The sequence below is a fragment of the Hungatella hominis genome (assembly GCF_014288005.1).
Taxonomy (GTDB): domain Bacteria; phylum Bacillota; class Clostridia; order Lachnospirales; family Lachnospiraceae; genus Hungatella; species Hungatella effluvii.
Window position 1 is genome coordinate 325,928 of record NZ_JACOPB010000002.1, and the last position, 26,066, is coordinate 351,993.

At 49.5% G+C, this 26,066-nt stretch carries 21 protein-coding genes; 1 reads left to right on the plus strand and 20 read right to left on the minus strand.

All coding sequences use genetic code 11. From position 1 onward, the window contains the following. Window position 1 precedes the first annotated feature (1 nt). The 20 genes from H8S75_RS05765 to H8S75_RS05860 all read right to left on the minus strand — a co-directional run bounded on the left by H8S75_RS05765 (window position 2) and on the right by H8S75_RS05860 (window position 25,686). Window positions 2-982: an ROK family protein gene (locus tag H8S75_RS05765; protein ID WP_187020008.1), complete on the minus strand. Its 981-nt coding sequence runs from the start codon at window positions 980-982 to the stop codon at window positions 2-4. Continuing rightward, window positions 973-2,379, minus strand: coding sequence for a sedoheptulokinase (locus H8S75_RS05770; protein WP_187020010.1), 1,407 nt, complete (start codon window positions 2,377-2,379; stop codon window positions 973-975). The genes H8S75_RS05765 and H8S75_RS05770 overlap by 10 nt, the downstream gene beginning before the upstream one ends. Then, on the minus strand, window positions 2,379-4,463 hold the full coding sequence (locus H8S75_RS05775; RefSeq protein ID WP_187020012.1) for a Sip1-related alpha-galactosidase: 2,085 nt from the start codon (window positions 4,461-4,463) through the stop codon (window positions 2,379-2,381). The genes H8S75_RS05770 and H8S75_RS05775 overlap by 1 nt, the downstream gene beginning before the upstream one ends. Window positions 4,464-4,492: 29 nt before the next feature. Further along, complete coding sequence (locus tag H8S75_RS05780) at window positions 4,493-5,707, minus strand: ROK family transcriptional regulator (protein ID WP_187020013.1); 1,215 nt, start codon at window positions 5,705-5,707, stop codon at window positions 4,493-4,495. Window positions 5,708-5,819: 112 nt separating this feature from the next. Then, window positions 5,820-6,698 carry a carbohydrate ABC transporter permease gene (locus H8S75_RS05785; protein ID WP_187020015.1) on the minus strand — a complete coding sequence of 293 codons (879 nt, stop codon included), beginning with the start codon at window positions 6,696-6,698 and terminating at the stop codon, window positions 5,820-5,822. Beyond that, window positions 6,698-7,618 carry a carbohydrate ABC transporter permease gene (locus H8S75_RS05790; RefSeq protein ID WP_187020016.1) on the minus strand — a complete coding sequence of 307 codons (921 nt, stop codon included), beginning with the start codon at window positions 7,616-7,618 and terminating at the stop codon, window positions 6,698-6,700. The genes H8S75_RS05785 and H8S75_RS05790 overlap by 1 nt, the downstream gene beginning before the upstream one ends. A 53-nt stretch (window positions 7,619-7,671) precedes the next feature. Beyond that, window positions 7,672-9,036 (minus strand): ABC transporter substrate-binding protein, encoded by a 1,365-nt coding sequence (locus H8S75_RS05795; protein WP_187020018.1) that lies wholly within the window; start codon window positions 9,034-9,036, stop codon window positions 7,672-7,674. A gap of 935 nt (window positions 9,037-9,971) precedes the next feature. Next, entirely contained in the window at window positions 9,972-11,231 is a 1,260-nt protein-coding gene (locus H8S75_RS05800) for an ABC transporter substrate-binding protein (protein ID WP_187020020.1), read from the minus strand. Between the two features lie 21 nt (window positions 11,232-11,252). After that, complete coding sequence (locus H8S75_RS05805; protein WP_187020021.1) at window positions 11,253-12,167, minus strand: AraC family transcriptional regulator; 915 nt, start codon at window positions 12,165-12,167, stop codon at window positions 11,253-11,255. Between the two features lie 16 nt (window positions 12,168-12,183). After that, a complete protein-coding gene (locus tag H8S75_RS05810) occupies window positions 12,184-13,263 on the minus strand; it encodes a glycoside hydrolase family 88/105 protein (protein WP_187020023.1) in 1,080 nt (359 codons plus the stop codon). After that, window positions 13,256-15,784 (minus strand): hypothetical protein, encoded by a 2,529-nt coding sequence (locus H8S75_RS05815; RefSeq protein WP_187020025.1) that lies wholly within the window; start codon window positions 15,782-15,784, stop codon window positions 13,256-13,258. The genes H8S75_RS05810 and H8S75_RS05815 overlap by 8 nt, the downstream gene beginning before the upstream one ends. Window positions 15,785-15,798: 14 nt before the next feature. Next, the gene (locus tag H8S75_RS05820; RefSeq protein WP_187020026.1) at window positions 15,799-16,632 is read right to left on the minus strand and encodes a carbohydrate ABC transporter permease; all 834 of its coding nucleotides are present in this window, start codon (window positions 16,630-16,632) and stop codon (window positions 15,799-15,801) included. Then, complete coding sequence (locus H8S75_RS05825; protein ID WP_002604639.1) at window positions 16,622-17,497, minus strand: carbohydrate ABC transporter permease; 876 nt, start codon at window positions 17,495-17,497, stop codon at window positions 16,622-16,624. Before H8S75_RS05825 ends, H8S75_RS05820 begins: the two co-directional genes overlap by 11 nt. A gap of 375 nt (window positions 17,498-17,872) precedes the next feature. After that, window positions 17,873-19,558 (minus strand): alpha-glucosidase, encoded by a 1,686-nt coding sequence (locus tag H8S75_RS05830; RefSeq protein ID WP_187020028.1) that lies wholly within the window; start codon window positions 19,556-19,558, stop codon window positions 17,873-17,875. Between the two features lie 27 nt (window positions 19,559-19,585). After that, entirely contained in the window at window positions 19,586-20,437 is an 852-nt protein-coding gene (locus H8S75_RS05835; RefSeq protein ID WP_055653600.1) for a carbohydrate ABC transporter permease, read from the minus strand. After that, the gene (locus tag H8S75_RS05840) at window positions 20,437-21,306 is read right to left on the minus strand and encodes a carbohydrate ABC transporter permease (RefSeq protein WP_055653599.1); all 870 of its coding nucleotides are present in this window, start codon (window positions 21,304-21,306) and stop codon (window positions 20,437-20,439) included. The genes H8S75_RS05835 and H8S75_RS05840 overlap by 1 nt, the downstream gene beginning before the upstream one ends. A 218-nt stretch (window positions 21,307-21,524) precedes the next feature. After that, window positions 21,525-22,841, minus strand: coding sequence for an ABC transporter substrate-binding protein (locus H8S75_RS05845; RefSeq protein ID WP_187020030.1), 1,317 nt, complete (start codon window positions 22,839-22,841; stop codon window positions 21,525-21,527). Window positions 22,842-23,253: 412 nt separating this feature from the next. Further along, complete coding sequence (locus H8S75_RS05850) at window positions 23,254-23,919, minus strand: YdcF family protein (RefSeq protein ID WP_187020031.1); 666 nt, start codon at window positions 23,917-23,919, stop codon at window positions 23,254-23,256. A gap of 119 nt (window positions 23,920-24,038) precedes the next feature. After that, on the minus strand, window positions 24,039-25,016 hold the full coding sequence (locus tag H8S75_RS05855; protein WP_187020033.1) for a LacI family DNA-binding transcriptional regulator: 978 nt from the start codon (window positions 25,014-25,016) through the stop codon (window positions 24,039-24,041). A 193-nt stretch (window positions 25,017-25,209) separates the two neighbouring features. After that, entirely contained in the window at window positions 25,210-25,686 is a 477-nt protein-coding gene (locus tag H8S75_RS05860; RefSeq protein WP_187020035.1) for an HD domain-containing protein, read from the minus strand. Window positions 25,687-25,731: 45 nt separating this feature from the next. Here H8S75_RS05860 and H8S75_RS05865 point away from each other — a divergent pair, with 45 nt between their 5' ends. After that, complete coding sequence (locus H8S75_RS05865; protein WP_187020036.1) at window positions 25,732-26,055, plus strand: hypothetical protein; 324 nt, start codon at window positions 25,732-25,734, stop codon at window positions 26,053-26,055. Window positions 26,056-26,066: the final 11 nt, after the last annotated feature.

Here is a 26,066-nt window from a genome sequence, read left to right on the forward strand (position 1 = left end):
CTTATCTGTAAAAGTCATCGTAGGCTTTCATTCCTACCGAAACAGCCGCGTAGTCCCCAATCATCTCTCCCAGGGTGGCCGGTACAATCTTGCAGACTCTTCCCGAGGCGGCCAGGGCTTCCCTGGCAATTACGGCCTGCATTCCCGGCTCCAGAGCGTCCTTCTGTCTGGCGTAAATACTGCCCAGTACGATCATATCCGGATTTAAAATATCGATCAGGATAGAAATGCCTCTCCCTAAATACTCCGCCACGATATCAAATATCTCCCTGGCCGTGGCATCACCTTCCTCCAGTGCCCTGCCGATTTTCTTACAGTCCACTTCAGACAGCCTGTCCATTGATTTGCAGAAGGAGGGGACAATGCCATGTTCCAGGGCTTCCTTCGCCTTCATTCTTCCTAAATTGGCGATTCCTCCGCCGCTGCAAAAGCCCTCAAAGGAACCATTTTTTCCATACCCATAGGGCCCGTCCTTTTCCAGCCGGATATGCCCCACCTCGCCCGCCATACAGGTGGATCCCTGATACAACTGGCCATTTAAGATCATACCCGCTCCCATTCCGGTTCCAAAGGTTAAAAACACCATATTTTTCGTCCCTTTTCCCGCACCAAGCCTCCACTCTGCCAGCGCACACGCATCCGCGTCGTTCTGCAGCATAACCGGAACGCGGAATGCGTTTTGTAAGGGTGTAAAAATATCTGCGTTATCCCATTTGGGCAAATTAGGAGGCGCCATGATGACTCCTTTTTCCGCGTCCAGCGGCCCTCCGCACGAAATACCGATGGAACAGAGCCGCCAGTCCGGATTCGTTTTTAACTGTGTCTGGATAATTCCGATGTACTCTTCAAAAGCTGACCTGTAATCATCTGTCTTCGTAGGCCTTTTCACCTTATCCAGGATCTCGATTCCTCCGTCCGCATAACGGGCAAAGGAGACGGCGCTCTTCGTTCCTCCAATATCAATTCCTGCAATTATCTGCATTCTGCTCCCCCCTCAATGACCGCGCGGCGGACGTACAGCGCCGCGCCGGACGCCGCCTCTTCTTCCCGATCCGTAAAAATAACCGGCAAACCGAATACACGTTCCACATCTTCCCTCAAAAGCGTATTTTTCCGAATCCCATTGCCGGACGCTACAATCTGCGTCTTCCCCACACATACCATGTCCGGAAATGTGCTGTATAGGGAGAACAGCTCACGGGCCATACCCGCCGTAAAGCTGCGGATGAAGTCTTCCGGATGGAAATTATCCGGGTTTAACCCGTAGATTCCCGCTTCCTGCCCCGATTCCGTCTCTTTCCTGCTTCCATAAAGAGTCGGTACCGCGCGCAGTCCGGTCTCTTTTTTCTTCACCGCCAGGTGTTCCATCATCTTGTAGGTATCGGTCTTCTGTCCCGTAAATTTCTCGCAGACTTCCGCAAAAAATGCAGCCAGACGCTCGTACACTTTTCCTCCATTTAAAGAGGCACCCACATATAAATATCCGTCTCCAATCCAGGGGCGTATATCATTTCCCGCTATAGGATTAAATTCTCTGCTGTAAACGGACACCTGAGAGCCGGTTCCCACATTGATGCTGACGCTATGCTCCTGATCCCTGACAGCCCCCAGGAAGCTGGCCTGATTGTCCCCTACCGCATAAAGCACCGGAACCGATTCTGGCACAGCACGACCCCCGCCCGGTAAATCCGTCTCACTCTCCACTTTCATAGATCCGGCAGTCAGATCTTTCGCCCCTGCAACAACGGGATAATAGGAAATATCCACGCCGGCTGCTGCAAGTTTTTCCAGCTCAAACCGGCCGTCCTCCAGGTGACAGCCACCGAAGCTGGCCGCCATCGTCTTATGAACGACCGCCTTTCGGCTTCCGGTTAATTGCATGGCCAGATAATCTCCAATCCCAACAAATGCGGCCGCGTTATCCGGAATCTGTCCGGTCTCCTGAAGGTAAAAATGTGTGACACTCCCATACCCCGTATAAAAGGGCAGTCCCACCTTCTTCGTCAGATAACGGGCATAGGTCAGGCCATCACGGTACTCCTTATTCCCGTCTTCATTTTTCCAGGTGTAAAGCGGGGTTGCCGCCTTCCCCATACTGTCTGTATACAAAATACCATGCATCTGACTGGATATTCCCACTCCGGCCAGCGTCATATCTTTTCTTGTTCCACGTTCCCCGGTCCACAGCTTTAATTCCATCATCAATTCTTTATATAACTCTTTTACCACCGATACAATTCTATCCGGATCCTGAAGATAGCTTCCTGTATTTACAAAGGAATTAGGTGCACTTACACTCCTCATTATTTTATCTTCTGTCAGATCATAGAGAACCGCACAGATCGAAGTGGTCCCTATATCAATTCCCAAAGATATCATCACACAACCTCACCTTTCCCATACCACTCTATCTCCACCAGGCAGTCCACTTTTTCACACTGAACCGTCCAGAGCATCCCGCCCCGGCAGACCGCCTCACATTCCCTGCCGTCAATCCGCACCCGGTACGGTCCCTGATCCGCTGCAAAGCCAAGCGTGCCGGCCTCACAAACGAGCGCAGTCACACGGCATTCCTCTTCGCGCAGGATTCGGAGGCCGCCACAGGAAATATACTTTTCCAGTATTCCGATCAGCCTGCCCCGGCCGCAGTCCGGAACGAGCAGGAACAGATTCGCCCCGCCTTCCGGCAGCAAAAAGCTTATCCCGGCATCTCCCAGTCTGCATACCGTCCTCGCTTTATAATCGTATACCAGCCAGTTTCGTCCAGAAAGTGCCGGAATGTCAGTCTTATCAAGCTTCCCCTGGCAGATTTCTTCTTTTCCGCAGATATGGAAGGCGCCAATCACATAGTTTTCTCCGTACCGGTTAAATATCTTAAGCGGCCGCAGCGTGTCTGCCGGGTTTTCAAACAGACAGTCCGTCGTAGGCATCCCCACGTCCTCACACCGGATCACACGCCCTCCTCCTGTGATAAGGGGCCGGATATAGTCCGGATCCGTCTCTCCCACCCGGTCGCTCACATAGACCGGGCCTCCGCTTACCGCGCGGAGAATGGAATTCTGCCAGTTTTCCTCATGGCTGCTGAAAAACATATCCCAGTCTCCCCAGAAAAACTGACCCTGAAGAAGTGAATTATAGCTGTTCTGTACCGCGTGTTCCCGGAAACCGTGAAGTACCTCCGGGACGAAGTCGTCGCTGCTTCTGGCTACGGCGCTGCTGGGACGGTTCCACATATCCTCACAGGCCATCCCCATACAGTTGATGATACAGTTGTCAAAATAAAGCGCCGCCGATGCGTTCAGCCCTTTCTGAATCTCCCGGGAGGCATGTCCATACGTCTCTAACCCTTTGTAAGCCAGCGAGACTGCACTTTGTCCGTCCACCTTTACAAAATCAATGCCGCAGTGGTTCTTTAAATACTCATGCCACGTTTCAAAAAAGGTAAATGCCTTTCCGGCATCCGGTTCCGGAAGAATCCGCCCATCCGGCACCCTCCTGGAACCTATCTTCAGTTTCCGGACGGCCGGAGAACCGCTGGCCAGACCGTTCCAATAGCCCATGACGGCGTGCCAGACACCCACGCTGTCCACCTTCCAGATTTTCTTCAGCTCCTTTACACAGCCTTTCAAGCCCTCCGGAAAACGCTCTTTATCTGCGTCCAAATCAAACAGCACCTTTTTATCGTAATCTGCGTCAAGCCACCCATCGTCAATCAGCACCCACTTCACCGGAAGCTGCTTCGTCTGGAACTCTCTCATTTTTTTCATCACGCCTTCATGAGAGACCTTGTGGTAAAAGGCATCCCAGGTGCACCAGCCAAAGGAATCCAGTTTTTCTGGAAACCTCCTGTTTTTTCGGAACATGGAAGCTCTCCCCAGCCTGTTAAGAGCCGCCTTAACCGCTCTCTCACAGCAGAGATACGGGTCAGTTCCTCCGGCAAGCACCATACTTAAGTCTTCCATGCGGTTTCTGTTTCCCGCATTTGACGCCATGCGGACTGACAAACGGTTCTCGGACCAGGAATGATCTCCCTCGTGTGATTCCTCCCCACATAAATCCGTCCGGCAATTCTCCCCGCATACGGAAAGAATGACGAAATACGTGGCTCCATTCTGAAACAGAAGGAGCTGCGTCCTGTCCGGAAGCGATCTTATGTCCGAAAAAAAAGCGGGTCTGACCCACCAGTCCTTATGCTGATAGACGGCAAGGAAACGTTCCGTCTCTGGAAGCTCCATATGGTATACAAAGCCTTCCTGGGGATCAAAATATGTCTGTGGTCCAAAACAGGGCTCCCTCGTCTCCTTTTCCGCCCGCACCGTAATAAGCACCGTATCTTCCGCTGCTGTCTCCTGCAGTTCTCCCGCCGTCCCTTCCTCTGGAGAAAGAGACAGCAGAAAAACTACTCTGTCATCCCAAATCACTTCTATCTGATCACACTGAGTTATTTTTCTGCTGCTAAACATAGAACCCCTTTTTTCTTCTTCTTCTCTTTTTAATGGAACACTTCGTTCACAAACTGATTGAAGAAGTGATCCGTCACAATCTCGCCGGCTCCAATGACACCTGCATTTTCCCTTAATACGGATACCGCCATAAAGTTTTCCTTTGCTCCCTTCACCTTCCTCTGATTCGCCACATCCTGGACAATATTAAAATACATGGGATACTTCTGTATCAGGATTCCGCCCAGAATAATCATCTCGGGATCAAAGGTATTGATCAGATTGCTGACCGCCACTCCGACATAGAAAGCGGAGCGGTTTAAGATGGAAATGGTGAGCAGATCCTTTTTGTCCGTCATCTCAAACACATCTTCAATCGTCAGGGAATTCCTCTTATGGTAAAGCGGGTGGTCCTTCTGATTCTCAAGCTGTTCTCCCAGCATCCGCAGTACAGCAATGCCGGAGCTCATGGCCTCCAGGCATCCGCGGTTCCCGCAGTTGCAGAGCGGACCGTTTAAATCAATGGTGATATGGCCGAACTCACCGGCGATACAGTTGGCGCCTACGTTCAGCTTTCCATCGATAATGATACCGCTGCCGATTCCCATATCCACTTCCACATATGCGAGATTGGAGCAGTCCCGGTTATTTCTGTACCAGTACTCGGCAAATGCGATTACATTCGTATCTTTATTCAGAAAGACGGGAAAACCGGTTCTTCCCTCCAGCGTTTCCTTCAAAGGAAGGTAATCCAGCATCGGCATATTGGGCGGAGTCAGGATTACGCCGCTTTCACAGTCCAAGGGACCTGGAGCGCCTACACCAATCCCCAGAATATCGTCCCGCTTTACACCGGATTTTTCTATCACTCTGTTCACAGCCTCAACCAGCATGGTCACAAAATCGTTCTGATTCTCAAATTCCTTATCCATGGAATACCGCTCGATGGCCAGAATCTGCCCCCGCAGATTTAAGAGGGCAATACCGGTAATAAATTTATTGATATGGATGCCTATGGTGTAGCGGTAATTCTCATTGATCACATAGGATACTGCTTTTCTGCCCATGCCGCCCGATTCCATCTGTCCGTCACGGATGAGATTCAGTTCCTGGAGCTCTGCCAGGATCTTCTTGATCGCCATAAACGTCAGGCCGGTAACGCTGGCGAGTCCTGCCTTCGTAGCCGTGCCGTTCCTTCTGATGTAACCCAGCACTGTTCTTCTGTTAAAATTCTTGAGCTGTACCTGATTATTCTGGTCTGCCATATTTCTTCCTTTTCCTTTTTCATTTGTCTGAATTTCATAGTACCATTATACTTCAGGGCAAATGATATTTCAATTCGCCAAAGGCTTCAACAGAGTGAACAGCATCAATAAACTAACCTTTTACCGCTCCGCCAATATTCATGCCATCTGTAAAGTATCTCTGCAGGCACATGAAAACGACAATAATCGGAAGTAAAACAATACAGGAAGCCGCCATTAAGTAGTTCCACTGGGTATTGGACTGGCTCACAAATATCTTAAGCCCCAGCTGCAAGGTGAAAGTCTTCGTATCCATCAAGTACAGCAGCGGCTTCAAAAAGTCATTCCAGCTCCAGTTAAAGGAGAGTACTACCACTGTCATGATTGCAGGCTTGGCCATAGGAAGCATGATGCTTCTCCAGATCCGGAAATGGGAGGCGCCGTCGATCTGCGCCGACTCAATGACCGAGTTGGGAATCCCCGCGTAAAACTGCCGGAGCATAAAGATAAAATATGCTGATCCCATAAACTGCGGTACAATAAGCGGCAGATACGTGCCGACCCATCCCAGCTTCGCATACAGGACATACTGGGGGATCATCGTCACAAATTCCGGAATCATCATCGTCGCCAGTATAATGGAGAACATGATGTTTCTGCCTGGAAACCGTATCTTTGCGAATCCGTAGGCTACCAGAGAATTAGCGAGAACACCGCCAAGAATGGCAAATGCCGCCACAAATACGGAATTGAAAAACCAACGGGTAAATTCCGCGCTTACCCAGGCATCCTTAAAGTTGCTCCATATTGGCTCGTGGGGATACCACGTAATCGGATACGTAAATATCTCATCCATGCTCTTTAAGGCGGTGGACACCATAAACCACAGGGGCATGAGCACCGTCAAGGACGCGGCCGCCAGAAGAATGAAACAGATCACATTGACGATTGTCTTTTTCCTGCGTCTGCTGGTCAGTCCGCCCCTTTTTCCTGTTTTCGTATCAGCAGCCATTACGTCTCACCTTCTTCCGTATGTACCCAGTATTTTGATGCAATCAGATTGACCACAGTTATCGACATAACAATCAGGAGCAAAAACCATGCCATCGCCGACGCATATCCCATGTCGTAATGGGTAAATGCCTCCTGATAAATATGCAGATTATAGAACAGAAGGGACCCTGCCGGATCTCCCTTTCCGTTCTTGCTCATGACCAGCGCCTCCTGGAATACCTGAAATGCCCCCGTCATATTGGTGATGATGTCAAAAAAGATAATTGGTGAAATCTGCGGCAGTGTAATCTTGCGGAATTTCTGTAAAAAAGAGGCGCCGTCAATATCGGCCGCTTCATACAAATCCTTGGAAACCGAATTCATAGAAGATAAGTATAACAGCATGCTGGTTCCCAGCGCCCATACCCGCATCATAACCAAAGACGGTTTCGTCCAGGCCGGATCGGAGAGCCAGGAAGGCCCTTCGATCCCCACCAGCCGCAGCACGGAATTGATCAGTCCGCTCTGAGGCGCCAGCAGCTGCATCCAGAGCTGATATACCGCCACACCAGAAAGTACGGTAGGCAGGTAAAAAAGCATCCGAAACAGCGGTGTACCCTTTACCTTCTGGTTCAGCAGCGTCGCAAGAAAAATCGCACAGATACAGGAGCTGGGCACTGCCAGCGCCACGTAGTAAAGTGTATTTCCCAATGACTTCCAGAATACAGGATCCTTTGTAAACATCTTTATGTAATTGGAAAGCCCAATAAAGTCCATTCTGGAAGTCATATTATAATTAGTAAATGATGCATACAGCGAAAAAAGCAATGGTCCTCCTGTCAGACAGAGGAAGCCTATCAGCCACGGACTGATAAACAGCCAGCCCGCTCGCGCCTCTCTGCTTTCACGCTTCGTCATGGTGTGTTTTATCTTTGTCATTTGACACCCCCTGTGTCTTCCCCTGTCTCCGTGACAGAAAGTTACCAGCGCCGTTATTTGCTGTCCTGAACCAACTGTTCAACTGAAGCCTGAGCCTCGTCAAGTGCCTCCTGCGGTGTCTTGTTACCCAGAATGATCTCATCCAGATACGGAAGCACGATGTCAGAGGCGCCTGGTGCAGTCAGACGGTCCTGAGTAACGACTGTGGTCGGCATGGCCTCCAGTGCCATCTTAAATACAGGGATCTCCATCAGGGACGGATCCTGTGATGCTTCAATATTTGCTACGGTATCGTAAACTTCAGATGCCCAGTAAATCTGTGACTCCTTGCTGGTGATGAATTTTACGAATTCCCACGAACCTTCTGTATCCTTGGCTCCATAAGGGATCTCAACCGAGAAACCGCCGCCCCAGGAATACTGTTCGCCGCCTTCTTCCAGTGCAGGAAGCAGGGCCACACCGTAATTCTTATCCGGTGCGTAGTCGCGTACCTTTGTAAATTCGGTCGGTGTATTCACCCACATCGCCACTTTGCCGGCGACGAAAGGATTCGTCATACCATTACCAAATTCAGCCGAAAAACTGTCCAGTTCTTTCTTTCCATAATACTGGTAAAAATCATTATAAATATTCTCAAACATCTTTACCTTTTCGGGTGTGTTCACGTAGACATTGCCGTCTGCGTCTGTATAATCTTTTCCGTCAGCGGTAAATGCCCATGCATTCCACTCCAGGGTTCCCGGGAAGAATCCAAGGCGCTCATAGGAACCGTTGTCCTTTTTCACATCCAACTTCCTGGCATACTCCACAAGCTGCGCCCATGTTTCCGGCGGTGCTTCCGGATCCAGTCCCGCCTCCGCAAATGCATCCTTGTCATAGTAAAGAATTCTGGTATCTGTTACGTAAGGCAGTCCATAGGCATGTCCATCATACATCATGGCATCCATCAGCTGGGGATAAAACTGGTCTGTAAAACCGTCGCCCTCTTTTGCAATCAGATCTGTCAAGTCCGTCGCCTGCTTCGCTTCCGCCCTGTGCGTAACGGTTCGGATATCCTGAATAATCACGTCAGGCGGATTCCCTGCTGCGGTGGCTGCCAATGCCTTTGTCCACACATCTCCCCATGGATAGTTGACATGCACCACCTCATATGTATCCTGAGACTCATTAAAGTTCTGACAGAGCTGTTCAATTACGTATTTATACTGACCATCTCCCCACCAGTCCCATATTTCCAGTTTAACGCGATCCCCCGACGCCTCTTTTGACGTGCCTTCCTCTTTCGTTCCCTCTGCCTGGGCCGTCGTATCCGCGGCTCCATTGGTGCTCGCGTTTTCAGCCGGCTGGCTCTTGCATGCGGTCAGACTCATGATCCCAAGTGCTGTGGCGATTGATAATCCGATCAGTTTTTTTCTCATGCCTTTCTCCTCCATTAAATTAAGTTTAATTTTTACTCCTTAGAAGTTCCAATACTCTTCCTGCTTTTTAATATACGCTTCTTATACGGCATTGTCAACATTATTTATTAAATTAAGTTTAATATCTAGCTTTTCATTATTTTGAACAAAACCAACAAATATATTTTGTAAAATCTGCATAATGCAACGTCATTGACTATATCAAAAAAATATTTTTATCATTTTTTACTTTTGCTGTTATTTTTGCTTTTATAGTTATTATATTTTATTTAACTATTTTGTTTCTATCAATCATTCAACAGGCTGTTCCCATTTTTTATAGTCTAAATGTTGTCAATGACGAAAATACTATACTTAATGATACCGTCCTCGTCTTCGGTCAAATATTACAAATTATCGCTTCTAAAATCCTTTGGGGAAATTTAATTATTATATTTTAGAAATGCAAGGAGGAAATGAAGAAATATTTTATATGTTTGTCCGACCACCTCGCTAAGGCGGTCGGACAAACAAGCAATCTGGATATATTGAATCTTATCCTTTAAAGTTTTAGATATGGTATTTTACGAAAGTTCTTGAATTATTTTTAACCTCACGCCACTAAAGCAGCGTGATTCCTGCTTCTGCGACTTCGCATCCTCTGTCTCCACAGGCGTACTTCCCGGCGTTCCGACGGTACTTCTTTTTTCTATTCTATGCCGCTTTCAGTATCCTTAATCCCTCCTTAAGGATGTTCTTGTCTTCTATCATAAATAGAAATCAAAACATTCATAATAATAAGATACGCAGTATCTATCAGTCCCCTCTTCCCCCTAAAAAAAACCGCCGTCCCATCTGATCCCCTCATCCGGTACGGCAGCTCATCTCACTGGTTCACAAACCCATTTCCTTTGATCCCAGTTTATTATTCTTTTCCCTCAGACATCCTCTTCCAACTATTTCAATTCCTCCAGCGTATCCGTAATCAGCTTATCCATATCTTCCGCATACTGGTCCACCGTCAGCTGGCCGGCCAGCACCTCGATCAGCTTATCTCTCAAATCATTCTGAATCGCCCCGGTAAATGCCTGGTAGCCCCACTCTGCACCCGGCTGCGGTCCTGTAGCTGCCAGCTCCTGAGAGAAGATCGTGAAGAATTCTTTTCCGTATTCATAGTCCAGGCTCTCATTGCCCTTAACCTGAGATAAGTAGCTGTTTTCCACGCAGTACTGCGCATTGTTCTCCGCCTTGGAAATCCATTCAATGAATTCCGCAGCTTCCTTTTCCACACCGGTATTCTGGAAAGCAGCCAGGTACTTGCCGCCCGGTACGGAGGAACGGATCGCTTCCTTTGGCAGATAGGTGACGCCCCAGTCGAAGTCCGTAATCTCTTCCTTATAGTTTGCAATCATCCAGCTTCCTGCAAAATGCATGGCCACCTGACCGGTACGGAACAGGTTGTTGGGATTTTCCGATCCCAGCCATACAGAAGTCGGGATAATTCCCTCGTCGTGCAGATCCTTAAAGAAGCTTACCGCCCTCTTCGTCTCATCTGTATTGAAATTCGACGCCGTCAAATCGCTGTTTAACATGCTGCCTCCAGCCTCGTACAGCAGAGTGGTGAAACGCTGCGGAGACTTGTCATAGACCAGTCCGTATTTACAGTCGCTCTTATCCATCACAGTCTTCATGGCTTCCTTCCATTCATCCCAGGTCCAGATCTCATCCTCTGACTGCGGTACAGCCACACCGGCTTTTTCAAACGCTGTCTTGTTATAAATTAATCCATTGGCCGTTACATCCATGGGCGCCGCCAGGATTTTTCCGTCAAATATAAACTTTAACCCCTCGCCAAAGCTGTTCTGGAACGCATCCTTGTCCGACACATATCCGCCCAAATCCACCAGCTGGTTCTGGAACGGCCCGATATTCGTAAGCCGGGCCAGCGCCGGAGCTTCCTTGCCGTTGATCATGTTTTTGATCTTGCTTTCGAGGTCCGCATACGGAACTTCGATCAGCTCGATCTTGATATTCGGATGCTCCTCCATATATTTGTCGGCCAGTTTCATGAAGGATTCCCCCTCTTTTCCATCACTGAACCAGACGACATCCAACGTCTTTACTTCATTTTCGGCCTTCTTGCCCCCGCCGGAACAGCCGGAAAGCGTCCCCAATACCATAGCCCCTGCCAGCAGAACTGATAACCATTTCTTCATAAGATTTTCTCCTTTCAAATATCATACATTATTGTTCTTTTTGTTCTGTGCATACTTTTTCGGTGTAATCCCCGTATTCTTTTTAAACACTGAGATAAAGTGGCTGTCACTGTTGTAAGAAAGTTTCAGCGCCACATCCGTGACCGAAGTTCCCTTTTTCAAAAGCGCTTTGGCCGCAATAATTTTCTGGTTCGTCACATACTGCAGAACCGTAAACCCGGTCTCCTTTTTGAAATAATGGCTCAAGTAATAACGGTTCATATAGAATTTTCCCGCAATCTCATCCAGGTCCAGTTTTTCCTCCACGTGAGTCGCGATGTATTTCTTGATCTGTTCCACCCGCTCCCGGTACAGAATCGGGTCCCGGAACATCTCCTCGTCCCCTTTCCGTTTCCGTTCCTCCGGATCCGCGGCAGTGTGTTTCTCCTTCGTAAAAAACTTATACATCTCATTGATGGCGGTAATCAGCTCCAAAATGGAGAGGCGGATCTTTACAGACGCTTCATCACTGCTGCCGCTGCCTATATTCGTTTCGATTCTGGCCAGCATCCGCTCCACCCGCTTCAGATTTTCCCCCTCCAGATAGAGCTTGTGGACGAAATCATCCCCCCTGTTCTCGAAAAACATGGTAAAGTCATAGCCAAACGCCTTTGTCATCGGCTCCAGCAGTTCCGGTTCAAACATCAGGACGTATCGGTTGTATTCCTGCCCCTCCGCCCCGCTGGTGCGGTGGTATTCCCGGTTGTTAATAAAAAACAGATCGCCCTTCATCACACGGTAGACGCGGTCACCAATTTCCAGCAGCGCCCCGTCGCTTAAGAACAGAATAATCTCATATTGGTTGTGAAAATGAAAGCCCTGCATCGACCAGTTTTGTGTACTTCCATGAAAATAATACAGAGATTCAAATTCTTCAAAAAATACGCGTTCTTTCATTGTCACAACCTCCATTCTAATGCCAGTAATCCGTCAATGCCTCCTGAAGGGCCAGTATCATAAGTGCCTGTCCATACGTCATGGGGCAGCACGGAATTTTATTGTAAAATTCCTTATCAAGCCCGATTGGTGTGCCATAAGATACATTCTTCACCGTTCCGTCATCGTCGATGTTGTCCAGCAGCCCCTTCACGGCCTTTTCTATGAGCCCCTCGTACGCTTCCCGCTTCAGAATTCCAAGCCTCACACCCTGCATAATACCCCTTAAAAATGCCGCGCTGGCGGAGAGTTCCAGGTAGCTATCCGGGTCGTCGATCACCGTGTGCCACAGCCCAGTTTCCGGATCTGCATACCGTTTCAGTGCCTCCACCTGATTTTCATAGACCGTAAGGAAATGGCGTTTCAGCCCTTCCTCCATGGGAATTTCCTGGATCAGCTCCATTGCCACAATCGTATACCAGCAATTTCCCCGCCCCCAGAGAATTCCGCCGTAATTGTCGTTCCGCTTAAAATTAAAGCCATGGTAAAACAGCCCCTCATTTTTATTCAGAAGGTATTTAATGTGGCACAAAACCTGATACTTTGCTTCCTCGATATAGTCCGGCCGGTTTAAGAGCCTGCCAGCCCTGGCCAGAAACAGCACCGCCATAAACAGTGTGTCGATCAGGATCTCCGAGTCATTGGGATTGCCGGTGATCATATGCTGAAAACAGCCGTCTCCGGTCCGAATCAGACCTTTTTCCTCCATGATCCAGTCCGCCCATTCCCCAATAAAGGAGAGATAGGACTCCTTTTTCGTAATTTCATAAAGGTAGGTGAGTGTCAGCATGGGGGAAGTCGTATTCACATTTTTTTCAACGATCCCCTCCTCCATGCGTCTGTCATACCAATCCGTCAGGAATGCGAGCAGTTCCGGTTTCCGGCTCATCTCATAATACCGGTAAAGGCCGAAGAGTCCCACCCCCTGCGGCCATTCCCAACAATTGATGTCGATTAAGCTGACCGGATATTTCTCCTTCATTCCATTATTTTTTAGTATCATCATCTTGTCAGATACAAGATTCAGCTTTTCTTCCATAATCTGCTTCTCAACCACGATCGCATTCCTCCAGATTTAATTTGCCCTCCACGTCCAGCGGATAGTCATAGACCGTATCTCCGTTTACTTTCATAAGGAAATCCGGGCCGGTCAGGAACTCCGTTCCCCTTTCATCCCTTACCACAGTCTCCTCCCCGTCTGTCCGGATCTCTATTTTCTTAAACGCAGCAAGCAGCGCATCCAAATCGCCGTACTCGTACATACGGCCCGCCCGGATAACCCACACATTATCACGGCCCTGACTCATGAATTCCCGGAAACAGTTTGGTCCTTCCTGCTGCATGGTCAGCCCGTTCATCGCCTTCACCGCAATGTAAGCGCCGTCCTTTTCCAGGACAATGACGCCGTCTTCCCCAAGATACCGGTTAAACGCAGAGAGCGGTATGTAAGCATGAGTATAGCCGATTCGTTCCTCCCTGCCAATCCGATACCGGAGAATCGCCGTATTGCGGTACTGGACTGCCAGAGGCAGGCTCCCATTCCCGGCCCAGAAGTTAGGCCGGCCGCTGCCGTATGGGAATGACTCCCCCGGGTGGTTTACAAACACCTGAGCCAGTTCATCAATCACCGCCTGTACAATATGCTCCTGATACCCCTTCTGAAATGGTTTGAATCCCACCGCAGTCGAGAGCAGGGCATAAGCGTTCTTATACAGATAGAGATTCACATGCTTCTCAAACCCTTGAGTATTCCTAAATATCAGTTCCTGATTCTTCTTTAACGCTCCGTAAGGCTTAAACACCTCCGGCGCCGCGTAGTCTCCGAGAGCCAGCGGAATACAGCCATTGCAGGCACGGTTCAAATACCCGTCTCCATAGGCGAGATAGAGGAGAGACGTCGTGCCGGCATTGTAATTCCCCTTCAATTCCTTTTCGTAGGAGCGGCCGAAGCTGGTCATCACGGCTCCCTTGTGGGCATTCACCCTGAGCGAATAGAAGATCATGTCCAAAGCCCGTTTAGCCTTCTGATGGAACTCACTTCCAGGCTCTGTCAGATTATAGAGTGTGCCCAGGCCCAGCACGTCTACCGGAATATAGGCGTTGGAGTTCCATTCGGTGATAAATTCTTCGAAGAAGCCCTCAAACCACTCGCGAAGCAGCTCCTCGCCTCTGGCGCTCACCTCCTGCCCGTTTTTCCCGCTGCATGTGAAGATTCTGTCCGGAAGCCAGCTTCCCGCCAGGTACTGGCAGCAATGGAATAAAAGCGCGTGATTCTCACTGAAAAACCACATCACGTCATCTCCCGGCTCATCGATCCAGTACCGGAAGCCGCACATGGCAAGCTCCAGCTCCTCCCGCATCTTCGGTGACAGACGCTCATAAAATGTACGGTAAATATACAGCATGATAATAAAATGGAAGTCCGAACAGTCCTTTCTCGCCCACACGCCGGGAAGTTCCGTGAGAAGGATCCGCTCCGCACGTTCCGTCTCGCGGCCCAGCTTTAAAAGCGCAGCCGCCTTGTATGTATTTTCCGGCGCATACTCTGTGATCACCTCCAGGATATGGCGCTTTCTCTCCTCTAAATCCGCCTCGTGATACTCTAAGAATTCTTTCCGAACCAGCTGATTTCCAATCTTACGTTTCAGAGAAATCCCCTGATGGTTTGCGCATGCCGTAAAGTAACAGTATCCCGGCGGGATCTCATCCGACTCGAAAAGCTCCAGAACCTTCTGATCCTGCTCCAGTCCATAGCGGAAGGTACGCACCAGACCTTCCTGCCCCTCCATTTTCTCGATAAATTCACCCGGAGCAACCACAACCGCGACAGGCAGAGGAGAGGAAAATGGATTCGATATATTTAGCTTCACCGTCTCACTGATATACGCTTCCTTATCGAAATACATCTGATCCAGCATATTTTCCATCCGCCCGATCACGTCTGCATCCACTTCATCCCTCACCGGCACCAGCATGGTAAGCGCCGCGTCTCCCAGGCGTTTCAAGCGGAAATAGTAGTCCGTGTCCCGCTCCGCCAGATCATCGAGGCAGACCAGAAGCCGGTTTTTTCCCGCCTTAAGCGGCAAAACGACCGTCGTCTGCTTCACCATGTTCCTTGTAAATGGGGTAAAGTCCGTGACAAACGCCCCATCCACCCAGATTGTAACACCGCCGCAGGTTTCCAGCTCAAACTCCACATCGCAGTCCCTTTCCGCCTCCAGAAGCACATAACTGTACATGCGCAGCCAGGTCGGGCAGTAATAGAATCCAGAGCCATCCACGCCCGTGTTGCCGAACGGAAAGTACGGAATGAGCGGGCGCCTCTGTCCGAAGACCTCCACATTTTTCCCGTCTGTGGCCCCGTCAAGCTCCAGATAATCCGGCATATTCTCCTGCCTCTTCCTGACAAACTCTTTTCTGCACGGATTTTCATGGATTGCAAATCCCTTTTTCAGCCACTCATTCACCCGGCCGTGCAGCTTCACCTTGTCAAACTGCTGAACCTCCGTGAAGACACCGGCGGTCAGAAATCGGTTGACATAACCTTCCGCAAACAGCGGATACTCCAAGTACTTCATAGCAGACCCTCCTCTTATTCTTTTACTCCTCCGGCAGTCATGCCGCCGATAATATATTTCTGAAGCGTTACAAATACAATGATCACCGGTATCATCGAGATCACGGACATGGCCAGAAGGCTGTTCCAGTCCACAGAATACTCACCCGAATAGTTGGCCAGGGCCAGCTGGATGGTATAGCGTTCCTTTCCGTTAATTACCAGCTTCGGCCACAGATAGTCGTTCCATCTCCACATGAAGGAGAAGATACAGAGAACCGATATGACCGGCTTTGCCATGGGAAGCATGATCTTTAAGAGGATATTAAACTCCGACGCGCCGTCGATTCGGGCCGCCTCCATATAGGCGTCGGGAATCCCCACATAGTACTGGCGCACCAGGAACACTGCCGTCGGGGATGCGACCGCCGGAATGATAAGCCCCCACAAATTATTGTATAGATGAGTCGCCACGATCACCTTGAAAATGGGGATCATAATGACTTCCAGCGGTACCATCAGCGTTGCAAGGACGATTCCAAACAGGATTTTGTCCCCCTTGAAATGGTACTTGGCAAATGCATAGCCGCTCATCACATTTACCACTATGGTCAGAAATGTGGCTACAAGGCTGACAAATACCGTGTTGAAAAAGTATATGCCAAAGCGGCCTTCCGCCATGGCCTTTGTGTAGTTATCCAGAGACGGATTCTTCCCCAGAAGGCTGGGCGGCCAGGAAAACAGCTCGCCGACGCTCTTAAAGGAAGAACAGATCACCCAGACTACCGGCATCAGAAACAAAAAGGTCAAAACCAGAAGAAGAATCCATTTGAGCCCCTCTGTACAGATTTTCTTTGTTTTAGTCTGCATCCTGCTCACCTCCCTGATTCAGTTTGAACTGAATAATCGTAAACAGTGCCAGGATAAGAAACAGCGCCATGGTCATCGCACTGGCATAGCCCATCTTATTCTTTTCGAAGCCCGTCTCCTGGATCATCTGCACCATGAATTTCGTAGCCCCGGCCGGACCGCCCTGGGTCAGGGAATATACGAGGGGATACGTCTTGATGATTGATACCGTAGATAAAACCAGTACCAGTAGGCTGGTGGGTTTCAGCAGGGGAAGCGTGATGAACCGAAACTGCTGCCACGCGCCTGCACCGTCGATTCGGGCCGCCTCGTAGTATGTCTCAGAGATCGCCTTGATTCCCGACACGAACATGACCATGTAGTAGCCTGCCATGCTCCAGACCGTGACAAAGATCACGACTCCCATGGCATTGTTCGGATCAGTCAGCCATTTAACCGGAGACCGGTCCATCGCAGTCAGCAGGTAGTTGACCAGGCCGAAATCTTCTCCCAGCAAAAAACGCCAGGTGAGTCCGACGATGATCGTGGAAATCATGGTCGGCCAGTAGAACACCGCCCGGAAGAAATTGCTTCCGCGAATCCCTCCAGTCAGCAGAACTGCCAGTCCGAGGGCCGCCACATAGACCGAGGGGACGGATACCAGAGTAAATATAAGCGTCCTCACAAACGAGTTCCAGAAGCTCTTATCTCCAAAAAGCGTCACATAGTTTTTTACTCCCACAAATACCTGGGGATTAACGCCATCCCATTTCGTCAGCGATATCCACAGGCCGTTCAGCGCCGGAAAAAACAGAAACAGGCCGAAGATAATCATGGTCGGAGCCAGTAAAAGATACGGGAATATTTTCTGCTCAAAGCTCTTCATTTCCAGGTCCTCCTTTTATTTTTTATTATTATAACACTATTTTTTTTGTAAAAATCTTGTTTTCTTATGCAAATATAACAATATATTGCCACCAAAAGCCATTATTTTTTTACATTTGCATGAATAGAGAGTCTGGTTTACTTAAACTCCAGCATCGGTGCCTGGATATTTCAGCAGCTACATTTTTTACGGGGTGTGCAGAACTCACAGAGTTTTTTTGTTTCACAGAGCAGGCTTTTCTATAACGAAAAAAGTGACAGGTGATTTTTCGCAATCACCTGTCACTTTTTTCGATTTTAGCTCAGAAAAGACGGCAGCTAGCGCTGCACCCCCGAAATATATTCGCCGGATTTACGTAATTCCACGCCTGCTCGATTATACCATTTTTCCATCGAACACCACCGCCTGGTAAGCCTTCAGCAAATACCTCTCTCCAATCCGTTCCGGCTCTCCCTCGTTGCTCAGCAGGCACGTCCCTTCCGTGGGATTCCCAGCCGCGGACAAGGCCCCGTGAATCGCCGGGATCTCCTGCTCCGTCTTTTTAAAGTTCACAGCCACAGTTACGGTCCGCCCGTTCCATTCTCTCTCATAGGCGATCACCGCAGGCAGCTCTTCCATCACCGGCCGGACCGTGCCTTTTGCAAACACGGACGCATACGGTTCCTGATGGCGCAGCGCGGTCAGCCTCCTGTAAAAGGCCAGAAGGGAATCACCGCGTGCTTCCTGCTCTTTCACGTTGATGTCCTGATAGTTTTCATTTACCTTCAGCCACGGCGTTCCCTCCGTAAATCCGGCGTTCTTTTCATCGCACCACTGCATCGGGGTCCGCGCGTTGTCACGGCCCAGCTCTCCGAAGTATTCCAGGACCTTCTGTGGATCCTGCTTCTGCTCCAGTGCCTCCCGGTACATTCCCTTTGCACGCACATCGTCCATCTCTTCGATGGAGTTCCACACCGCGTTGGTCATACCGATCTCCTGCCCCTGATAGATAAACGGGGTCCCGTAGAGATAGAAATACATGACCGCCAGGGCCGAAGCGCCTGCATATCCAATCTGATCCTTTTCCAGGTATTTGTTGACGCAGCGGGATTGGTCGTGATTCTCCAGAAACAGCCCGTTCCAGCCAATCTCACTGGTAAACCGCTGACTCTTTAAAATCCTCTTTTTCCACCGTTCCACGGCTTCCACGGAAGATTTGTCCGCCTCGCCTTCCATGTTCTCCCAGGTAAAATCAAAGATCATAGAGAAATATCCATGTTCTCCGGCATATCTGCGGAACGTTTCCTCTCCCACTCCCGGTGCCTCCGCCACGGTCATACAGTCGTGCAGGTCGAAACATTTCTCCTTCATTTCCGCCAGGAAATCCCCGATTCCCGGATAGTCTGTCAGGTTTTCAATCGGGTAGCGAAGACCGTCCTCCGTCTCCCTGGAAGCAAAAGTTAAGTCTTTCTTGATGAAGGTGATTGCATCCACCCGGAATCCGGCCACGCCCTTTTCCAGCCACCAGTTTATCATCTCATAGATTTTCTCCCGCAGCTTCGGGTTTTCCCAGTTCAAATCCGGCTGTTTTTTTGAAAACGTATGGAAATACCACCGTCCATCCGGAAGCTCCGTCCACACGGAGCCGCCGAAATTGGACCTCCAGTTGTTCGGCTCCCCGCCGTCTTCTTTCTTTCTAAAGTAGAAATATCCTGCTTCCTCACAGTCCGGGTCCTGCTTCGCCTTTACAAACCACTGGTGTTCGTCGGAACAGTGGTTGACCACCAGATCCAGGATCACCTTCATGCCCTTTTTTCCCGCCTCGGCCAGAAGCCGGTCCATGTCGTCATTTGTGCCAAACATCGGGTCTACCTTATAGTAATCAGAGATATCATATCCGTTATCATCCATGGGAGAACAATACATCGGGCTGACCCAGATCACATCCACTCCCAGTTTCTTTAGATAATCCAGCTTTTCCGTGATGCCGTTTAAATCCCCGATTCCGTCTCCATTGCTGTCCTTAAAGCTTCTGGGATAAATCTGGTAGACTACTGCCTTTTTCCACCATTCTGCCGCCATAATTCTCTCCTTTTAATGAGTTACTATTTATTTGATCGCGCCATCTGTAATGCCCTTAACAATATACTTCTGACAGCACAGATAGAAGATGATAATTGGTATGATACACATGATCAGTCCTGCGGACGCTAAATCCCAACGCTTTGCAAACTGTCCAAAGAAGAGATAGGTCTTCAGCGGAAGTGTCTGCCAGCCCGGCTTGTTGATAATCAGGGACGGAAGCAGATAATCGTTCCAGATCCACATCACATTAAGCACCGCAACCGTGATTAAAATCGTTCTCATAAGCGGAATCACGATGGAGAAAAACAGCCGGAAGGAACCGCATCCGTCGATGGTAGCTGCCTCCTCCAGTTCCTCCGGAATGTTCTTGATGAAGCTGTGGAACATAACGATGGACATGCTGCTGCCGAAGCCCATGTACATAAAGATCAGCCCCTGTGGGTTCATGATTCCGATGCGGCTGGCAAATCCCACCAGCGGAAGCATCACGCACTGGAATGGGATCAGCATGGAGGCCGCGAACAGGAAGAAGATGATCTTGCTGGTCTTTGTCTTATACCGGACTAAAACCCACGCCGCCATAGCCGAGATCAGCAGGATCAAAACCGTTGCAATCACCGTGATCGTCAGGGAGTTCACAAAAGATCTGATGTACTCCAGCGCCTCAAACGCGTTCGGGTAGTTTACCAGTGTAAAGGTAGCCGCGTTCGGGAATCCGATAACATCGGTGAAGATTCCCTTCGTATTCTTAAATGAGTTCAAAACCAGAATATAGATCGGGAACAGGAACAGACAGCCGAGAAAAAGTCCGGCAGCTCCCATGATAATCCTCTGAGCACCTTTGGAATCACGTTTTACATTCTTCGTCTCTGCCATTACATCTCTACCTCCTTCCGCTTTGTGAGCACCAGCTGTGTCACACCGATGGCTGCCACCACGATCATAAAAATAATTGCCTTTGCCTGTGCAAATCCGAACTCATTTGCCCCGAATGCGGAGTTGTAGATATTCAGCGCCAGCATTTCCGTTGATTTATAAGGGCCGCCCTGAGTCAGCGCCAGGTTCTGATCAAACATCTTAAACGAGTTGGAGATGGATAAGAACAGGCCAATCGTAAAAGCCGGCATCATAAGCGGCATGATAATGCTCTTTAACATATCCTTGTAACCGGCGCCGTCGATACGGGCCGCCTCTTTCACGGACTCGGGAATCTGCTGAATCTGCGCGATATACACAATCATCATATAGCCGGATAACTGCCATACAGTCAGAATCAGAAGTCCCGCAAATCCGGTGACCGGGTCGGCAAGCCATCCGTTAAGTGCCTGCCATCCGGTCGCCTTGGAGATGGCTCCGAAGATAGAGACGAAGATGAACTGCCAGGTAAAGCCCAACAGCAGGCCGCCGATCAGGTTCGGCATGAAGAAGATGCCGCGAAGTAACGTCGCACCGCGGAACTTCTGCGTCACCAGAAGCGCCAGGGCGAATCCGACGATATTGACCAGCACCACCGCACAAATGGAAAACAGCGCAGTAAAGCCAAACGCGTGCATGAAGGAACTGTCTCTCGTAAATATTTCAATGAAATTCCGAAAGCCTACGAATGTAATTTCACTTCCCACGATTCCGTTCCAGTCTGTAAAGGCGTAAAAGAAGCCAATCAGCATTGGAATCAAAACAACCAGGGAAAAAGAAATCAATGCAGGGGCCAGAAATATCCAGAATCTTGCTTTGCTCTTTTTCATTTTATAAACCACCTTCCTCTTTCTGGGAATCCCGGTACAGCGTTGCAACGCTGTGCTAGTACAGCATTGCGTATGTTTCGGTGAATTATGTACTTGATATTGGCGTCAGGGGCGCGTCCGCGAAGCGACGGCGTAGTGGACCCTACGTCTAGCTTCGCGGGCATGGCCCTGGCGTGAATAGCGAGTGCAGAATTCACTGGAACTTGCGCAACGCTGTGCTAGTTCTGAGACTCGCGCATGGACGCCCACTGCTTGATGCTGCTCTCCGTCACTTCCTCCCATGTCGCCTGTCCGGCTAAATACTTCTGCACCTCGACACCTGCTGCCTGCTGTCCCCATGTATTCGGAGCTCCGCTGTATACCCATCCGTTCATGGTATCTCCCGCCTCGTTGGCATCCATGATTCTCTGAGAAAGAGGATCACCTGCCTTTAAATCGCCGAAGTTGTCATAAGGGGGAACGAATTTACAATCTTCCACTACAATCTTCTGTCCTGCCGGGTCTTTATATAACCAGTTGATGAAATCCTTTGCCGCAGCTTTCTGCTCGTCGGTAACCTTGCTGTTGATCGCCCAGTAGCCGGACACACCTACGAAATACTTGCCGTCTGAGTATCCTGGAACCGAGTATGGAAGCATATCCAGCTTTGCCAGCACTTCCGGATCCGTCGTCTCTACTGCCGGTGCGATCCAGTTGCCCTGCTTGATAGATGCCACACGCTCAATCGCCAGTCCGCCTTCCAGGGAAGCCGTATAATCGACGGAGTTTAAGTTTGCGGTATTGTCCGCGTTGGTGGTGTAGCTGGCCTGGAAATCAACCATCGTCTTATAGTCGGCAAAACCGGTGCCCGGAAGAACTGCGGAGTCGTAAGCAGCCTTTGCCGTGTCAAAGTCGTGAGTCAGCGCCACATTCACGTCGTGGTCGCCTGCGATCCAGAGCTCCTTGGTCGGATACTCCATAACCGCTTCCAGATTCGGATACTTCTCCTTCATCTCGCCGCTGTCGATCTTCGCCTTCAGCGTATCGAAACCGGCCTTCATGCCCTCATACGTCATCATGGATTCAAAATCGACGCCCGCGTCCTCAAACATCTGGCGGTTCACAACAAATCCGTATCCTTCCATATAAAGCGGAACCGCAAGCACCTTGCCATCCTTTGTAAACATATCCGTGGTTCCCGGCAGCGCATTCTTAAGCACCTCCAGATCTGAGATATCCTCCAGAATATCGCCGTAGTCCTTTAAATCCTGGAAACCGCCGACGGAAAAGATAGTTGGCGGATCGGACTGCATCTTTGCCTTTAAGGAGGCAGCGAAGTCGTTGCCGGTTACTGCTTCCAGGTTGATCTTCACATCCGGATGGGACTCCTCGTAAGCCGCGATCGCCTTTTTGTAGCCCTCGTTTGCTTCAATCTTGCTCTGGTAAATCGTAATCTCTGTTTTTGCCGATTTACTGCCCCCTGCGCCGCATCCGGAAAGAAGTGATGCCGCCATTACCGCTGCCAGACCGAGTGCCGCTGTTCTTTTTGCCTTCATAAAAATATCCTCCTTGTTATAAGCGCCCAGTGACCTTCTTGTAGTCACTTGTGTGCGATACATGTCATCTCCACTCAGTGTGTTCCGTTTCCCCGGGTATCATGAGATTATCCACGAATCTGGTGAAGTGATTTTTTCAAATATGGAACTGTTCCATATTTTCCTATTTTTAAAGTTCCACAATGTGTGGAACTGTTCCATGTGCTTAATATACAACTTTCAAAGCATTTTTTCAAGTACTTTTTTACATTTTTCCTACAATCATCATTTTTACTAAATTTGAGCAGTCATTTTATTGCACATTTACAAAAAAGAGCCTCCTGATCTATATTTTACGTGTACCGACCGCCCCATCCTGTATCTAAAAACCGCGCCTGCTTCCGGGAACTTCCGTTTCCCGGCCAGACGCGGTTCAAATCAGATTTCCACTGATCAAATCAAAGGTAAATGTCAAAAATTCCCTTACAGCGTAGTGGGGAAGGAGCAGCCCTCCAAACGGGGCGGCAATTCCACAGGCGTGCTTCAGCCCATTACTCCGTGCGGTTACGACCGCGCGAAAGATGTGGAAATTACTGCTGACTATGCCGACTGATGCTTCCTGCTCCTGGATATGACTGCCGCTGAACCTGATATTTTCCACCGTTGTCTCAGATTTTTCCTCCCGAATGATGCGGCTTTTGCAGATCCCTTCTTCCAAAAGAAATGTTTCCATACACCCGGCCTCGCTGATATCTTCCCCAGGCCCTTGTCCACCTGACACTATGACGACGGTATCCTGATTCCGTTTTAGATATGCCGCCGCAGTCTCCAGCCGTTTTTGCAGCACCGGACTGGGTTCTGTTCCATAAACCGCGGCTCCCAACACGATAATGTAATCAAGGTTCTCCTTCCCCTGTGATGGCAGACAGATAAGAACACCTAACTCAACAAGAAAGAAATAGAGGCAAAACAGAATCGCCCCTGCCGAAACTGCCGTTTTCATCAGTCTGTTCCTGATCTTCCATCGCTGTTTTAATCCCGGAGGGATAAAAGCGGCAGCGGCAAGACCGGCTCCTGCCACGATCCAGATCCACAGCACGGATATACCGGCTCCGTACTGGTCCGCGCACAGCACATAGTAAAGAAAGCAAAGCGCGCTGCCACTCCTCAGTCCCCAGCGCCAGACACATTTCCCGTCAGCAGCGGCGTTCCGCCCTTCTATATCGTATCCCCCTCTTTATAGCTCACAGGCACGTAGACCGCCTCGTTTGCCAGCGGCTGCCCATTAATCAGCTTTACCAGTACCTGGACGGCCTCCTTTGCAATCAGGGCCACGTCCTGCTGGATCGACGCGATCGTCCTGTAATTGAAGTCAGTAATGTATGTCCCATCGTATGCTATGATTTTAAGCTGCTGCGGCACTTGGATACTCAGCTCCCTTGCTGTCTTTAAAAATGACGACGCACAGAGGTCATTGGCCATAATTCCGTCCAGATCCGGATATTCCGTCAGAATCTCTCTGGTCCGCTGAATGCTTCTGGGGTAGTGGATGACATCATCCCACAGGAACTCCTCCGTGATGACCTCCGCTCCCTCCTCCTGCATCTTCCTGATGAAATTCAATCCGCCGCGGGAGGACGCCACGGTCTTCGCCTGCGGATCGATTAAATTCAGCACCTTTTTACAGCCCTTCTCCAGCATCTTATCCGCCGCGATTAAGCCGCCCTGTGTGTGATCCGAGGTCACCAGGGGGATTCCTGGGATAATCCGGTCCAGGGACAGAATTGGTTTCTGAATCTGCTCATAATATTTATCCGGAAGAAAGGCCGCTCCGACAATCATCCCGTCGAACAGGTTTCGTTCCAGCGTGTCTAAGTACTGCCGTTCAATATCCTTCTTGCCGGACGTATTGCAAAGCATCATGTTATATCCGTATTTGTTCAGCTCCAGCTCCAAAAAACTCCACAGTGACGAAAAGTAAGGATGCACGATCTCAGGCGCCATGACTCCGATGATTCCTGTCTTCTGCTGATACAGATTCCGTATCCACTGATTCGGCACATAGTCCAGTTCATCCACGGCTTCCCTGATCTTTTCCTTCGTCTCTTCTGCCACATATCCGCTCCCGTTTAGTGCGCGGGAGACCGTACTGGGAGCCACCCGGGCAAGTCTGGCCACCTCTCTGATACTTGCCATTTTCCCACTCCTTTTATCTCTGTCATTTTAGTCTCTGTCATCGGTTTCCGGCTCATGCATCATCATGCTGCCGGCCTCTTCTGTATTATCATACCATTTATGGAACTGTTTCACAATACGGATACGTAACAAAATCCAATGGGGATTTTTAGCTATTTTTCAGTATTTCCTCCGAACTAATGGCTGAAAAAATCTACGTTTCCCTTCCTGTCAGCCCAAATTCCTCCTTCAACTTCCCGAATCTCTCCGTTTCATGCTCCATGACATCAAACAGGGGATTGTACAGGCAGTGCTGCATGACATCCGCATCCTTTAACACTTCGTCAAACGATGTGTGGGATATCTCCTTGCTGCTGTGATGATAGATTGCACTGCAGATTACATCAATCTCCCCAGCCTCGAAGCACTTCATGGAATTCAGTAAATCCCTGGCCATGGCCGATCCCTTATGCGCGTGATCCCTGGGATCCATCGTGGCATACGTATAAATATCATGAAGCCTCCCGGCAACCGCCGCCAGCTCGGCGTTCTCATTTCTCTTTAAGGCAATCAGCACGCAGGCCTGGGAGACCCCGTACAGATGCATATATCCGCATCTTCTTTCACCGGCATCGGCGATGTTTAGAAGGACAGCGTCAACGGCTTCCCGCACTTTCTCAATTCGATTCATGGATTTTCCTCCTTAACAGTTTGACACCATTCTAGCATATATCAATTGACTTTACCACTGCTGAGTATAGGGAAACTAATCAGGGAACATGACGCATTCAAAGAGAACCGGGCCTTCCTTTACAGGCAGATGTATCAGAAAGCCGCCGAAAATTGGGTGGAACATAAGATTGTGTCGCACGCAGTCAGCCTTTACGCACACGACCGCGACGGGATCGAAGCATTGGAAGCGGAAGGCTGGACCCATCTGGGCGTCGATTACGAAAGTATAAATTCCACCGCGGCACATTTCTGGCCCAAATACTTTGAACCGTATACCAGCGGCGTAGTCCGGCGAATTGATGAGTGTGCACTCGGAGCCATCTCATAGCTTAACCAGAA